Genomic DNA, 15,182 nt, shown 5'->3' with positions numbered 1-15,182 from the left:
TTAGACACCCACCTTACTTCGGTTCAACCGTTTCCATGATGAACGCCTCAATGACGTCGCCTTCTTTAAGGTCATTGTAATTGTCCAGGGTAATCCCGCACTCGTAACCTTGGGCGACTTCCTTAGCGTCGTCCTTGAAACGTTTCAGAGAATCAATCTTGCCTTCGTATACCACGATCCCGTCGCGAACCAAACGCATTTCCGCGGAACGGGTAATTTTACCGGAAGTCACCATACAGCCCGCGATCGTTCCGACCTTGCTGATCTTGAACGTATTACGTACTTCAGCGTGGCCGATAACGGTTTCCTTGTAAACCGGATCAAGCATCCCTTTCATCGCTTGCTCGATCTCTTCGATTGCGTTGTAAATGACGCGATGTAATCGAATATCGACCTTCTCTTGCTCCGCTGTCGCTTTGGTTTGGTTGTCCGGACGAACGTTGAAGCCGATCACAATCGCGTTCGAAGCCGCAGCCAAAATAATATCGGATTCGGTAATGGCACCGGCCCCGCTGTGAATGATCTTGACGCGAACCCCTTCGACTTCGATTTTCTCAAGCGCGCCTTTGAGCGCTTCAACCGAACCCTGTACGTCCGCTTTAATGATCACGTTCAGATCTTTAATCTCGCCTTCCTTGATATGGCGGAACAGATCATCCAGTGTGACGCGCGTATTCGAGCCCAGATCGGACTGACGCTGCGTAATTGCGCGTTTATCGGCGATCGAACGAGCCTTACGTTCGTCTTCGAATACCATAAACGGATCACCGGCTTGCGGCACTTCGTTCAGACCAGTAATTTCCACCGGCGTCGATGGTCCTGCTTCCTTCAAACGGCGTCCGCGGTCATTAACCATCGCACGGACACGGCCGAAGCAATTCCCTGCGACGAAGGCGTCGCCAACCTTCAACGTCCCGTGCTGAACCAACACGCGGGCTACCGGACCGCGGGATTTATCGAGCTCAGCTTCAATGACTGCACCCCGAGCGCGTTTGTCCGGATTGGCTTTATACTCGTTGACTTCCGCTACCAGCAGAATCATTTCAAGCAAGCCTTCTAAACCGAGCTTTTGCTTCGCAGAGACGTTGACGAAAATCGTATCGCCGCCCCATTCTTCCGGTACAAGCTCATATTCTGTCAATTCTTGCTTCACTTTATCCGGATTGGCGTCAGGTTTGTCGATTTTGTTGACAGCTACGATGATTGGCAATCCTGCTGCCTTCGCATGGTTCACTGCCTCAACCGTCTGCGGCATGACACCGTCATCTGCGGCAACCACGATGATCGTAATATCTGTCAGCTGCGCTCCGCGAGCACGCATCGCCGTAAACGCTTCGTGACCCGGAGTATCCAGGAACGTGATCTTCTTGTTGTTGATCTCAACTTGGTAAGCCCCGATGTGCTGCGTGATCCCGCCGGCTTCGCCGCCGGTCACGTTCGTCGAACGAATCGCGTCAAGCAAAGTTGTTTTACCATGGTCGACGTGACCCATGATCGTTACGACAGGCGGACGATCCTTCAGATCCGCTTCGTCGTCAACCTCTTCCATCGTTTCAAAACGATCATCTTCAACCGGAATTTTCACTTCAACTTCAACGCCGAAGTCCCCTGCGAGCAGTAGGATCGTATCGATGTCGAGCTCTTGGTTGATCGTCGCCATCACACCCAGCAAGATCAGCTTCTTGATGACCTCGGAAGCGTCCTTATGCAGCAATTTGGCGGTTTCGCCAACCGTCATCGTACCGCGAACAATAATCTTCTTCGGTGTATTGTCGATCTTCTCACGTGGTGGTTGCTGTGGACCTCTTCCGCGTCCGCCCTTGCCGCCTCGGTTATTTCTAAAATTGGCGCCATTTCGGTTATCATCGAAACCTCTTTGGTTTCTGCCGCCATTATTGTTGTTATTGTTATTTCCTCTTCTCTGACCTTGCCCCTGGCCTTGACCTTGGCCTTGGCGCTGGCCTCCGCTGTTCCCGCCGCCATTATTGTTATTGCTTGGCGTAAAGCTGCGGTTTTGCTGCTGCGGTCCGCGATTTCCACCACCGCCTTGACCTTGACCTTGGCGTTGTCCGCCATCGTTGCGAGGCTGGCCGCCTTGACCCGGTCCCCGGTTACCTTGCGGGCTCCGGTTTGCGCCAGATGAGTTCCCCCCGCCTTGGCCTTGCGGACGAGAGTTTTGATGATTACCGCCGGTCGGACGGCTCGATCTTTCCTGGACAGCTGTGCTGCCGTTTGTATTGTTTTGGTTTGTTTTTGGTTTATTATTCATGCTTACCTGCTTTTCCTGTTGATTTTGGTTTTTAACGGGTGCGTTCGTGCTGCTCTGTACTTGGCGTCCATGATCTCCGCGATGACCGGAAGGTTCTCCGGATGAGGCTTTCGGTGTTTGGCTTCCTCCTGCGGAAGCCGGTGCCGGCGATTTGGCAGGAGAATCGTTACGTCCCGAGTTTTCTCGTTTCGCTGCCGCATTGCTCTTAATATCCTTGAAAAACTGTTCCACACGGCCGACGGTATCATTCTCCATCACGCTCATGTGATTGTTGACCGGGATATTAAGACGCTTAAGAATCGTAATAATTTCTTTACTGCTCATGTTGAGCGATTTGGCGTATTCGTACACCCTGAGCTTATCTTGTTTTTCTTGTTTACTCAATATACTCCACCTCCGATGTTTTCAAGATCGCTTTGCGTATCATCTCGGCAAAACCCTGATCGATGAGAGCCAGAACGACCCGTTCCGGCTTGCCGACGCTCCCCCCGAGCGTTTCCCGGTCGAAACCAATCATGAGCGGGATCTTGTAGGTCCCGCATTTGTCGCGGAATTTCTTCTGCGTATTGGCTGAAGCATCCCCTGCAACGATCACCAGCTTAGCTTCTCCCGATCGAATCGCTTTCAGGACGATTTCGTCGCCTGTCACCAGTTTACCCGCCCGCATCGCGAGGCCTAGTCCGGACAACGGCTGGGCCTTATTCATCTTCGTCCTCTTCCTCCGCCCGCGCCTGAGCGGCGAGGAATTCATCCTCCACAGCCAGGAAATCGCGAGCCAGCTGCTCATAAACCTCGGCTCCGACCGGAGCTTTCAAAGCACGGTCAAGCGCTCTCGATTTGTGGGCAAGCTTGAAACAGGCCGTTTTCCCGCAAAGATAAGCGCCTCGGCCCGACTTTTTGCCTGTCAGGTCGATGGATACTTCACCCTCCGGAGATCGCACGATGCGGATCAGCGTCTTCTTGGGCATCATTTCCTGGCATGCCACGCATTTGCGCAGCGGTAATTTTCTTTGTTTCATCCATGCCACCTCCCGTTAGTCCACGGAGATGGAATCCTGAGGCATTTCGCCTAGATCGGTTTTTTCTCTACCGAATTCCTCTTCCGCTTGGGTTTCGCTCTTAATGTCGATTTTCCAACCGGTTAATTTAGCGGCGAGGCGAGCGTTCTGTCCTTTGATCCCAATCGCTAGCGACAGCTGGTAATCCGGCACAATCACGCGAGCCATCTTTTCCGCCTCAAACACCTGAACCTCGAGCACTTTGGATGGGCTCAGCGCGTTCGCCACATACTCCTCGACGCTCTCTGAATAACGAACAATGTCAATCTTCTCTCCGCGAAGCTCATTCACAATGGTTTGCACGCGTGTGCCTTTCGGACCTACGCAAGAGCCGACAGGATCAACTTCGCTGTTGCGCGAGAATACGGCAATCTTGGAACGGAAGCCGGCTTCGCGGGCCACAGAACGAATCTCCACCACACCATCGAAAATTTCCGGAACCTCCAGCTCGAACAAACGCTTCAGTAAGCCCGGATGCGTACGGGACAGCAAGATTTGCGGTCCTTTCGTCGTGTTTTCCACTTTGGTAATGTACGCTTTAATCCGGTCGCCGTGCTTGAACTTCTCGTTCGGCATCAATTCATTCAGCGGTAAATGGGCTTCGATCTTGCCGAGATCGACGTAAATATTACGCAAATCCTGGCGTTGCACGATCCCGGTAACAATGTCCTCTTCCTTCTCTACGAACGCATTATAGATAAGTCCGCGTTCCGCTTCGCGAATGCGCTGCGTGACGACCTGTTTGGCGGTTTGCGCCGCAATTCGGCCGAAGTCGCGAGGAGTTACCTCGATTTCAGTAATGTCGTCGAGATGATAGTTCGGATTAATCTCGCGTGCCGCAGGCAGCGAAATTTCTGTGCGCGGGTCGAGGACCTCCTCAACTACGAGCTTGCGGGCGTACACTTTAATCGCGCCGGTATGGCGATTCATATCCACACGCACGTTTTGCGCTGTATTAAAGTTGCGCTTGTAGCTAGAAATCAGCGCCGCTTCGATCGCTTCGAACAAAATATCCTTGCTGATCCCTTTGTCCCTTTCCAATTCATTCAAGGCTTCGATAAAATCCATGCTCATTTGCCTCGAGTTCCCCCTTTCATAATTCCCGTAGGTCACGCTAATAGTAAAACTCAAAAAGTCAGGTTTGGAGCACCGAGAAGGTCGGATGAAGCTAGGGACTGAGTAGCGCAGCGTACGTTTGGGGTACGTGAGCAACGGAAGGCCCGCCTGAATTCAAAATTCGATGTCGAATCCGCTTCTCAACCAGCTTCGTAATCAAAAGATGACTTTTTGAACTACTTCTAGAAAATAATGGCCAATCTTGCGCTGGCGACTTTGCTATATGGAATGGCGTGACGCTTCTTCCCAACTTCGACGACCATATCGCCGTCCTCGAAGGAAAGAAGTCGGCCTTCAAATTCTTTCAGGCCGTCTACCGGTTCGTATGTAGTAACAAATACGTCTTTACCGACCGCCTTGGATACATCCTCGGCTTTCTTCAGCGGACGTTCCGCTCCCGGCGAAGACACTTCTAGAAAATAAGCCGACGGAATTGGATCATTCGCGTCGAGCTTCTCGCTAAGGTATTCGCTGATCCGGCCGCAGTCATCGATATCGATGCCGCCGTCTTTGTCGACGAATACGCGGAGGAACCAGTTGCTCCCCTCCTTGACGTATTCCACGTCAACCAGTTCAAAGCCGTTCTCCTCCAAATAAGGCGTGACCATTTGTTCAACGGTCGCTTTGATCTTTGGTGTGCTCAAGCGTACATTACCTCCAATAATTCAATCCTATATACCAAAGATTAAAGAGTGGGTTTCCCCACTCTTTAAACAACGGTTCTATCTTCATGATTGCCAAAAAAATTATAACATAGTACATACTGAGTGACAAGTAAAACACCTTTACTGTGTAAGGATGTTTAAAAAGCCATCTTCGGATCGCGACGCGGATACTAGGCGTTTATTCGGCGGCGAATCTTGAATTCACCCGGGCCTTCCGTTGCTCACGTACCCAATACGTACGTTCCGCTACTCAGTCCCTGGCTTCATCCAACCTTCTTGGCGCTCCAAACCTGTCTTTTTAAACCTTGATTGTATAGGATGTTTAAAAAGCCAAACTTCGGATCACGAAGCGGATACCAGAAGTTTATTCGGCGGCGAATCTTGAATTCACCCGGGCCTTCCGTTGCTCACGTACCCAATACGTACGTTCCGCTACTCAGTCCCTGGCTTCATCCAACCTTCTTGGCGCTCCAAACCTGTCTTTTTAAACCTTGATTGTATAGGATGTTTAAAAAGCCAAACTTCGGATCACGAAGTAAAATTAAAATAAGGACAGCTGGTTGCTTTCCGGCAAACCGCGGAAGCAACCCATCGAATTCAGAAGCTCGACGATCGTTTTGCTTGCTTTCGATTTCTGCTGGAAGTCCTCGATCGACAGAAACTCGCCTTGCTCCTTCGCGGCGGCGATATTCTTGGCCGCGTTCTCCCCGATACCGGCGAGGGCCGAGAATGGCGGAATCAACGAATCGCCATCGACGATAAACTTAGTGGCGTCCGAACGATACAGGTCGATCGGCTTGAAATGGAAGCCGCGGGCCGTCATTTCGAGTGCCATCTCCAGAATCGGCAACATGTTCTTTTCCTTAGGCAGCGCCTGGAAGCCCTTCTGCTCGATTTCTTCAATTTTCCGGTAAATCGCCTCATACCCCTGACAATACAGCTCGATATCGAAATCCTCGCCGCGTACAGAGAAGTATGTCGCATAATATTCAATCGGATAATACAACTTGAAATAAGCGGTCCGCACCGCGGAGATAACGTAAGCGGCGGCGTGGGCCTTCGGGAACATGTATTGGATCTTCAGGCAGGAGTCGATGTACCATTGCGGCACTTTGCATTTCTTCATTTCCTCGATCCATTCCGGCGTCAGCCCTTTACCCTTACGAACGCTCTCCGTAATTTTAAAGGCCAGTCCGGCATCCATCCCCGCTTTATAGATCAGGAACAACATAATATCGTCCCGACAACCAATCACGGTTTTGATGTTGCAGGTTCCGTTCTTGATCAGCTCCTGCGCGTTCCCAAGCCATACCCCTGTTCCGTGTGATAGCCCGGAGATTTGCAGCAAGTCCGCAAAAGAGGAAGGCTGCGATTCAACCAGCATCTGACGAACGAATTTCGTTCCCATTTCCGGTATGCCATAGGTCGCAACCGGTGTGCGGATTTGTTCCGACGCGACTCCGAGCGATTCCGTTGAGTTGAACATGCTCATGACTTTCGGATCGTTCATCGGGATCGTTTGCGGGTCAACTCCGGTTAAATCCTGCAGCATCCGCATCATGGTCGGATCATCGTGTCCGAGAATATCGAGCTTCAATAAGTTAGCGTCAAAGGCGTGGTAATCGAAATGTGTTGTTTTCCATTCCGCCCCTGTATCATCCGCCGGAAATTGGACCGGAGTGATGTCCTCAACTTCGATATAATCCGGAACGACAACAATCCCGCCGGGATGCTGTCCGGTGCTGCGTTTAACGCCGGTACATCCCGCCGCCAAGCGGTTCAATTCCGCTCCGCGCCAGCTCTTGTTATGCTCCTCTTCGTATTTCTTCGCGAAGCCAAACGCCGTTTTCTCTGCCACTGTACCAATCGTACCCGCGCGGAAAACATTCTTCTCCCCGAACAGCACTTTGGTGTAATTGTGAGCCACCGGCTGATATTCTCCGGAGAAGTTAAGATCGATATCGGGCACCTTATCGCCTTTAAAGCCTAGGAACGTCTCAAACGGGATGTCCTGACCTTCGCCCTTCAGCTTACCTCCGCAATTCGGGCAGTTTTTGTCGGGAAGGTCAAAGCCGCTGGGCACGCTGCCGTCCAGGAACCATTCACTGTATTTACATTCGTGGTTTAAGCAAATATAGTGGGCAGGCAACGGATTAACCTCGGAGATGCCGAGGAATAACGCGACAACCGACGAACCGACCGACCCCCGAGAGCCGACGAGATATCCGTCTTGGTTCGACTTCTTCACCAGCCGTTCAGAGATCAGATAGTTGGCCGAGAACCCATATTTGATAATCGGCTCCAGTTCCTTCTCCAACCGCTTAATGATCACTTCCGGCAAATCTTCGCCGTAAACCGATTTAGCCGTATCGTAACAGGTCCGGCGAATTTCTTCGTCCGCCCCTTCGATAATCGGGGTGAACAGCTTGTCCGGGAACAGCTCCAGTTCCTCGAACCTGTCGGCTAGCGCCGCCGTGTTAGTCACGACTACCTCGAAGGCTTTCTCTTTCCCAAGAAAAGCGAACTCCTCCAACATCTCTTCCGTTGTCCGGAAATGCGCGTCCGGCTTGCGAATATCCTTTAATGGACTGAAGCCGGTGATCCCGTGAATCGTAATGTCGCGGTACAGCTTGTCCTTCGGATCCAGGTAATGCACGTTTCCAGTAGCGACAACCGGTCTATCCAGCTTCATGCCAATCTCGACAACTTTGCGAATGGCCGTTTCCAGTTCTTCTGTACTGCCAACTAACCCTTTTTCCACTAAGTGCATGTACATCGTAAGCGGCTGGATTTCGAGCACATCGTAGAATTCAGCGACCGCTTCCGCTTCTTCAACCGACTTATTCAATACCGTTTCGAAAAATTCACCCTTCTCGCAACCGGACAGGATCAATAGACCACCGCGCATCTCCACCAGTTTGGATTTAGGAATGCAAGGCACCCGCTTGAAATATTCGGTATGCGACATCGAAATCAGCTTAAACAGGTTTTTCTTACCGACTGGATTCAGTGCATAAATCCCGCAGTGGAACGGCCGAGAATTGGACAAGTCTTTACCGACTTTGTCGTTCAAACGGTCCAGTGATTTATACCCTTCGATCTTAGCGGCGTCATCCAACAGGCCGATCAAAATCTCACCGAGGGCCAAAGTATCATCGATCGCTCGGTGATGGTTCTCCAGCGAAACTTTATATTTAGCGGCCAGCGTATTCAGTCGGTGATTTTTCATGGAAGGGAACAGCATACGAGATAACTCCAGCGTATCGAGCACCGGATTTTCCATCATCGGAAGACCCAGTTCTTTCAATTTGGCGTTCACAAAATCGTAGTCAAACCGGGCGTTATGCGCGACCAGAATTGCGTCCCCCGCGAATTCGACGAACCGTTTCAATACCGGCTCCACGTCGGGTGCGTCCTTCACCATATCGTCGTTAATGTTCGTCAGCTGTTGGATATGATAGGGTATCCGTTCATGCGGATTAACAAAGGTCGCATATCGATCGATCTCCTTGCCTTCCTGCATCTTCACGGCTGCAATTTCTATGATTTTGTTCTGCGTAACTGACAAGCCGGTGGTCTCGATGTCGAATACGATGTAGGTCGCCGTCTTCAGATCATCCCCTCGCGGGTTCAGCACAACTGCGACATTGTCGTTCACGACATTGGCTTCGACGCCATAGATCATTTTGATGCCGTTTTTCTTCGCTGCCTTCGCCGCGTCCGGGTAACTTTGCACGCCCCCGTGATCGGTGACGGCAATCGCCTTATGCCCCCACTTGGCGGCCATCTTCACGTAATCGCCTATCGGCGTTACGGCGTCCATCGTGCTCATGGACGTATGCAGATGGAACTCGACACGCTTCTCTGGAGCGTTATCCTTGCGACCCGGCGGCGCAGAAACTTCGCATAACTCCGATGGGATCATCACCAGCTCGGGAACCGGCATAAAGCGGTCCATTTCCACCTTACCCCGTGCTTTGATCCACTTGCCGTTGGCGAGTTGGCCCATGACCTTCAAATCTTCTTTATTCTTAGCGAACAATTTCAACTGCAGGGAATCGGAGAAATCGGTTAAGAAGAACACGAATAACGTGTTGCCGTTCCGCAACTCCTTGCGGTCCAGCCCAAAGATCGTTCCTTGGATCGTAATTTTCTTCTCTTCATCTTGAACTTGCTGAATTGGAACGGGCTGCTCCTTGATGTCGTTTCCGATCTGCAGCTTGATGACTTCTCCTTCAACTTCTTCCGGAGGTGCTTCGACCGTGATGCTCTCCATCATCTGCTGAATGACTTCGCGTTCTTCCTCTACAATCCGTTGTTGGAACTCTTCAAACGCTTCGACGTCAGGTTCGCCGGTTTGCAGCTTAACCCTTAGCGGCAAGGCAAAATAGGTTTCATAATAAGCGGTGATCGCCTTATCGATTTGTTTCTTACGCGCCAATTCCAGTGCCATGGAGTCCCCCAGTGTCACTGTTACCGTGTCGCCGTCTACGTCAAATCCAGCTCGGGCCATCCAACCGTTTACGGACGGAACTTGGCGTTTCACCCACTCAAGGAATAGCGACCAGTACTCGCCTACGATGTCATTGGCCGACACGCTGGAGCCGTAATGAAATTCAAAGGAAATGATGGCGATATGCTCCATTCGTTCTCTCACACGAAGGCAAAATGTACGGTACGCCTGAGCCGGCACTAATGTGTCCTTCTGAATGGTGACTCTCCATTCTCGATTGCTGCGGCTGACCTCCACCTTTTCGATATGCCCGTCAAGAAAATACGGATCGATCAGCGAAGCGGGCACGTCTGCCTGCTTCATCAACAGCTCCAGCCGGTTTCTCTTGTCTTGCGTCTCGGTCATGTCCTCTCCCCTCACCTTGCTAGCTGACTTATTCCCATGAATGAAAAAAGGGCTTACGGCGGTTTGCCAGCGGCGTGAAAAGCCTGCAGGCGCTAAACTGCCGAAAGCCCTCTTGTGGTTGTACCGTTCGCTTGCGTCCCTAGTTCCCCGGAACTCTAGCGGGACAATACGCGAAAGTTCATCTTAATAGGCTCTGGCAAATACGACGGTATGCTTCGCTTGATCCCCGCAAACGAGACAGGTGCCTTTAACCGTTTGTGGATGGAACGGGATATTCCGGCTGGTCGCTCCCGTCTCTTCTTTCACTTGACGTTCGCAAGCCTCCGAACCGCACCATCCGGCTAAAGTAAAGCCGCGTTTCTCCTCAATACTTGCCTTCATTTCATCCAAGCTATCGACACTGTAGAAATGCTCTTCACGGAACGCATTGGCCCGCTCGAACATTTCCTGATGAACCTGTTCCAGCATCGCCTGAACTTCTTCGACCAAGCGATCCTGCTGGATCACCTTCTTCTCGCCGCTGATCCGGGAGACGAGTACGCAAACGCCGTTCTCCATATCCCGAGGTCCGATCTCCAGACGAACCGGAACGCCGCGCATCTCGTATTCGTTAAACTTCCAGCCTGGACGGAAATCGGAGCGATCGTCGATACCGACGCGAATACCGGCTTTCTTCAACTCCGCGAACAATTCATCCGCTCTGCCAACGACCGCTTCCCATGTTTTCGGAGGGCCGATCGGAATGATCATGACTTGCTTCGGCGCAACCTTTGGCGGGAGCGCTAATCCGCGATCATCCCCGTGCACCATAATCAGAGAGCCGATCAACCGGGTACTGACGCCCCAGGAGGTCGTGTGTACATATTCGCGAACGTTTTCGCGGTTCAAATATTGAATATCAAATGCCGTGGCAAAATTAGTGCCGAGGTAATGGGAAGTCCCCGCTTGCACCGCACGGCCATCCTTCATCATTGCCTCGATCGAATAGGTATCTACCGCGCCGGCGAATTTCTCGGACGGCGTTTTTTGGCCGACAATCACCGGGATCGCTAAATAATTTTCCACAAAATCGCGGTAAATTTCCAGCATCCGCATCGTTTCTTCACGCGCTTCCTGTTCATTTTCATGCGCGGTATGGCCTTCCTGCCACAGGAACTCGCTCGTGCGAAGGAACGGTAATGTCCGTTTCTCCCAACGAACCACGTTCGCCCACTGGTTGATCAGCACGGGCAAGTCGCGGTAGGATTGGATCCATTTTTCGTACATATGCCCAATCATCGTCTCCGACGTCGGGCGTATCGCCAGACGCTCCTCCAGCTTCTCGCCGGCAGCTTCCGTTACCCAAGGCAGCTCCGGATTGAAGCCTTCAACATGTTCTTTCTCCTTCTGGAAGAAGCTCTCCGGAATAAACAGCGGGAAATAAGCGTTGCGATGACCTGTTTCCTTGAAACGGCGGTCCAGCTCAGCCTGGATATGTTCCCAGATTTCGTAGCCATCCGGCTTAAATACGATACAGCCGCGGACCGGCGAGTAATCCATGAGATCCGCTTTTTTGATGACGTCGATGTACCAGCGGGAAAAGTCCACTCCCTGCGGGGTAATCTCCGTGACGAATTGTTTCTCCTCGTTTGCCATAAGAACCTATGTCCTCCCGTAAAAACCACAAGTTTAATGTCCCAACGCGTTGATTAACGCCGTCCCCTAATTGGATCAGCCATGAATCAAACGCAATATATCATTGTACGTGACCGCGATCATGAGCAGGAACAACATCGCAAATCCGATGAAATGGACCATGCCTTCGCGGTTCGGATCGATTGGCTTGCCGCGCAGGGCCTCAACCCCAAGGAAGATAAGACGGCTTCCGTCCAGAGCCGGGATCGGCAACAGGTTAAAGATCCCCAGGTAGAGGCTTAAAATGGCCGCCCAATACGTCAACTGCACGATCCCTTGCTTGGCGATTTGGCCGGTAACCTCAAACGTGCGGACCGGACCTCCCAAATCGTCCATGTTAAAGCGGTTGATCAACTGCTGGAAGCCAAGGAAAATCGCCTTGGTCGTGTTGACCATATTCTCCTCTGCGACCTGGAACGTCTCCCCGAATGACGCGCTGCGCGTCGGGAACACGGTGATAATCGTACTTCCGATTTTGCCGTCTTCGTTCTCTGCCGCTTTCGGGGTGATGGTCACCTTCAGCGTTTCTTCGCCGCGTTTAACCGTCCACGTCATCGGCTGGTTCTTCGAAGCCTGTATCATTTCGATCATTTTATTCGCATCGGTCCCCACCGGAGTTCCGTTGATCGTTTCGATGATATCCCCCGTTTTCAGCCCAACTTCTTCGGCCGGCATGCCTTTCATGACTTCGCCGATTTGCAGATGGCTAGGTTGGTCCAGCGGAATTCCCGCCATTTGGGTATGAAGGGCAAACAACACGAACGCCAAAATAAAGTTCATCAGCGGACCGGCAAAAATCGATAAGGCGCGTTGTCCCACGGTTTTGCTGCCGTACTGCCGGTCTCTAGGGGCGATTTGCGTCTCTTTTCCTTTCGTCACCATCATGGCCTGCGGATGTACCTTATAGGTTAGCGTTTCGCCATCCACGTCCAGACGTACCGCCAGATCGTCTTCGAGGTCGATATGCTGCACTTCGCCGCGAATCACGTTCTTACGACTGTCTAAGCGGTCTAGATAAATTTTACGAACCAGATCATTCTCCAAACGCAAAGCGATAGTTTGTCCGTCCGAGATCTGGACCAACTCCGGATCCTCGCCCGCCATACGCGCGTAACCGCCGAAAGGTAGCAAACGCAAGGTGAACTGGGTCTCGTCCCGTTTGAAAGACAGCAGTTTGGGGCCAAACCCGATGGCAAACTCCCGTACCAAAATGCCGGCACGCTTCGCGAAAAAGTAATGTCCCCATTCATGCACCGTTACGATGACGAAAAACATGAGCACCGTCAAAAATATGATTTTCAGCAATTCCAAGCGTAAGCATCCCCCTTCTGGCCACGGATCGTCCAACGTTACTTTAGATTAATATATTCTCCGATCAGGCACAAGAGAATACCGCTGATCACGAAGTGAACATCACTTATAACGTTTCAGCCAAGGCTCGTGCCCAGCGATCGGCCTCACGAATCGTATCCAAATCCGGATGGGCTTGCACCTCATGTTTGGCTAAAGCCGTTTCAATGAGAGTCTCGATCTGCAGGAACGGAATATCCCCCTTCAAAAAACGGGCAACGGCCACTTCATTCGCGGCATTATAAACGCTGGTTGCCGTACCTCCTATTTTACCACATTCGAAGGCTAGTCTTAAACATGGGAACCGATCCATGTCCATCTCGCGAAAATTCAGCTTCCCAACCTCAGCCAGCGATAACCGTTTCGCCGCCGATGGCCAGCGGTGCGGATAAGTGAGTGCATATTGGATCGGCACCCGCATATCCGGCGTTCCAAGCTGGGCGATCACACTGCCGTCACGATATTCAACGAAAGAGTGGATGATACTTTCCGGGTGCAGCAGAACCCCTATTTGCTCAAAAGGAAGCCCAAACAGCCAATGAGCTTCGATGACTTCCAATCCTTTGTTGACCATCGTGGCAGAATCGATGGTGATCTTGGCTCCCATCGCCCAGTTGGGATGCTTCAACGCATCCTCCACCGTGACACCACGAAGTTGTTCTCGCGTCAGATCTCGGAACGAACCGCCCGAGGCAGTCAACGTAATTTGCCTTACTTCTTCATGATGTTCCCCGTTCAAACACTGAAAAATTGCGGAGTGCTCGCTGTCGACGGGAAGCAGTGAAACGCCCTTACGCCGGGCCAGTTCCGTAACCAGGTGTCCGGCCGTTACCAGCGTTTCCTTGTTCGCCAACGCGATATGCTTACCTTCCTCGATCGCCGCCAATGTCGCGGGTAACCCTGCGCTGCCGACAATGGCCGTCACAACCGTATCGGCGTCAGTCCCCGCCGCAATTTCAATCAATCCCTGATCGCCATAATAAAGCTCGATCCCCTCAGGGAGCTGCGGGCGGATCCGATCCGCTAATTCCTTGTTGGCCACAGATGCTTTGCGGGGCCGAAACTCATGAACTTGACGAGCAAACAACTCGATGTTACTGCCGGCTGCCAAACCTTCCAACCGGAATTCCTCGGGATAAGCCCTTATCACATCCAGTGTCTGTGTCCCTATGGAACCCGTCGAGCCGATCAACGCAATTTTCTTCATGTTGCACCTCGTGTTTTAAGTGATTCAAAGAGATCCTAGGAGATTCAAATCGTCTAACGGACTCTAGCGCCGTTATTCACAGAAAAAACCGACCAACTGGAGGATTCGACGCCGAATCCGCCTCATCGAATCCACCTCGTGCTGGGAAGCCGATTTTAAATCCTCCTTGTTAAGGGAGGAGGGTCAGGATATGTATGAACGGGAACACCGCGATCCAACTATCGCACCGGTCCAGAATCCCGCCATGGCCGGGCAGCAGCTTGCCCGAATCCTTGATACCGTAAACTCGTTTGTACGCCGATTGGATTAAGTCGCCAAATTGACCCACCACTGCAGCGGAGATCCCCAACAGTACAGCTCGTCCGACTGTAAGCAATCCGCCGGATGCGAACGCGAAGATCACGGCAACGATGACGGCCAGCAACACGCCGCCCAACGCCCCTTCTACGGTTTTGTTTGGGCTGATTGCAGGCCAGAGCTTATGTTTGCCGAATCGCCGACCGGCAAAATAAGCTCCCGCATCACTGCTCCATATCGCCGCCAACATGAGAAATGTCCAGAACAAGCCGTGACCGTCAGCGGTATTGCGTGTTTCCGTAATCGCCGCAAATCCGATGCCGACATAAACCATACCTATATACAACATAGCGACCTGACCGATGGACGTCTCATTTTTGCTGATCACAGTAACGGCCAAGAAGAGCAGCATGAATAACCACAACACCGCGGAGTCGCCGAGCGGTCTAGCGATATCGAACAACCGCCACGGAAACCCAAGATAAATGACGCCTAAGTAACCCAGGATAGCTGGCCCTTGGAACGCCGGGATGCGGGTCATTCGCACAAATTCGTAATATCCGATTAGAGCCATAAGCAAAATAAGTACATGATAGAGGGTTCCGCCCAACCAGCACATTCCGAGAAAAAGGCCGCCGGCGATGATGCCCGTAACCAACCGCTGTTTCACCAGTCTACACCTTCCATC

The 15,182-nt window shown here is 51.9% G+C and carries 10 protein-coding genes; all 10 read right to left on the bottom strand.

The window, feature by feature from the left end; all coding sequences use genetic code 11:
• Positions 1-13: 13 nt before the first annotated feature.
• Positions 14-2,653 (bottom strand): translation initiation factor IF-2, encoded by a 2,640-nt coding sequence (gene infB, locus M0651_RS15825; RefSeq protein WP_248552711.1) that lies wholly within the window; start codon positions 2,651-2,653, stop codon positions 14-16.
• Entirely contained in the window at positions 2,646-2,975 is a 330-nt protein-coding gene (locus M0651_RS15820) for a L7Ae/L30e/S12e/Gadd45 family ribosomal protein (protein ID WP_248552710.1), read from the bottom strand. Before M0651_RS15820 ends, infB begins: the two co-directional genes overlap by 8 nt.
• Positions 2,968-3,288: an RNase P modulator RnpM gene (gene rnpM / locus M0651_RS15815; RefSeq protein WP_248552709.1), complete on the bottom strand. Its 321-nt coding sequence runs from the start codon at positions 3,286-3,288 to the stop codon at positions 2,968-2,970. Before rnpM ends, M0651_RS15820 begins: the two co-directional genes overlap by 8 nt.
• Positions 3,289-3,303: 15 nt before the next feature.
• Positions 3,304-4,401, bottom strand: a complete 1,098-nt coding sequence (nusA, locus tag M0651_RS15810) for a transcription termination factor NusA (RefSeq protein WP_248552708.1) — start codon at positions 4,399-4,401, stop codon at positions 3,304-3,306.
• 224 nt (positions 4,402-4,625) lie between these two features.
• On the bottom strand, positions 4,626-5,087 hold the full coding sequence (gene rimP, locus M0651_RS15805) for a ribosome maturation factor RimP (RefSeq protein WP_248552707.1): 462 nt from the start codon (positions 5,085-5,087) through the stop codon (positions 4,626-4,628).
• Between the two features lie 562 nt (positions 5,088-5,649).
• Positions 5,650-9,966: a PolC-type DNA polymerase III gene (locus tag M0651_RS15800; RefSeq protein WP_248552706.1), complete on the bottom strand. Its 4,317-nt coding sequence runs from the start codon at positions 9,964-9,966 to the stop codon at positions 5,650-5,652.
• Between the two features lie 183 nt (positions 9,967-10,149).
• Positions 10,150-11,601, bottom strand: coding sequence for a proline--tRNA ligase (gene proS, locus M0651_RS15795; protein WP_248552705.1), 1,452 nt, complete (start codon positions 11,599-11,601; stop codon positions 10,150-10,152).
• A 75-nt stretch (positions 11,602-11,676) separates the two neighbouring features.
• Positions 11,677-12,951 carry an RIP metalloprotease RseP gene (rseP, locus tag M0651_RS15790; RefSeq protein ID WP_248552704.1) on the bottom strand — a complete coding sequence of 425 codons (1,275 nt, stop codon included), beginning with the start codon at positions 12,949-12,951 and terminating at the stop codon, positions 11,677-11,679.
• 106 nt (positions 12,952-13,057) lie between these two features.
• Positions 13,058-14,197, bottom strand: a complete 1,140-nt coding sequence (locus M0651_RS15785) for a 1-deoxy-D-xylulose-5-phosphate reductoisomerase (RefSeq protein WP_248552703.1) — start codon at positions 14,195-14,197, stop codon at positions 13,058-13,060.
• A gap of 169 nt (positions 14,198-14,366) precedes the next feature.
• On the bottom strand, positions 14,367-15,164 hold the full coding sequence (locus tag M0651_RS15780) for a phosphatidate cytidylyltransferase (protein ID WP_248552702.1): 798 nt from the start codon (positions 15,162-15,164) through the stop codon (positions 14,367-14,369).
• Between the last annotated feature and the right edge of the window lie 18 nt (positions 15,165-15,182).

Origin of the sequence: Paenibacillus mellifer (assembly GCF_023195895.1) — a bacterium.
GTDB classification, from domain to species: Bacteria; Bacillota; Bacilli; order Paenibacillales; family Paenibacillaceae; genus Fontibacillus; species Fontibacillus mellifer.
This window is presented reverse-complemented; position numbering and strand designations above follow the sequence as displayed.

Bases quoted from the DNA above. Each gene is read 5' to 3' on its own strand.
- M0651_RS15820 (WP_248552710.1), bottom strand. From the start codon at position 2,975: ATGAATAAGGCCCAGCCGTTGTCCGGACTAGGCCTCGCGATGCGGGCG.
- rnpM (WP_248552709.1), bottom strand. From the start codon at position 3,288: ATGAAACAAAGAAAATTACCGCTGCGCAAATGCGTGGCATGCCAGGAA.
- nusA (WP_248552708.1), bottom strand. From the start codon at position 4,401: ATGAGCATGGATTTTATCGAAGCCTTGAATGAATTGGAAAGGGACAAA.
- M0651_RS15800 (WP_248552706.1), bottom strand. From the start codon at position 9,966: ATGACCGAGACGCAAGACAAGAGAAACCGGCTGGAGCTGTTGATGAAG.
- proS (WP_248552705.1), bottom strand. From the start codon at position 11,601: ATGGCAAACGAGGAGAAACAATTCGTCACGGAGATTACCCCGCAGGGA.
- M0651_RS15785 (WP_248552703.1), bottom strand. From the start codon at position 14,197: ATGAAGAAAATTGCGTTGATCGGCTCGACGGGTTCCATAGGGACACAG.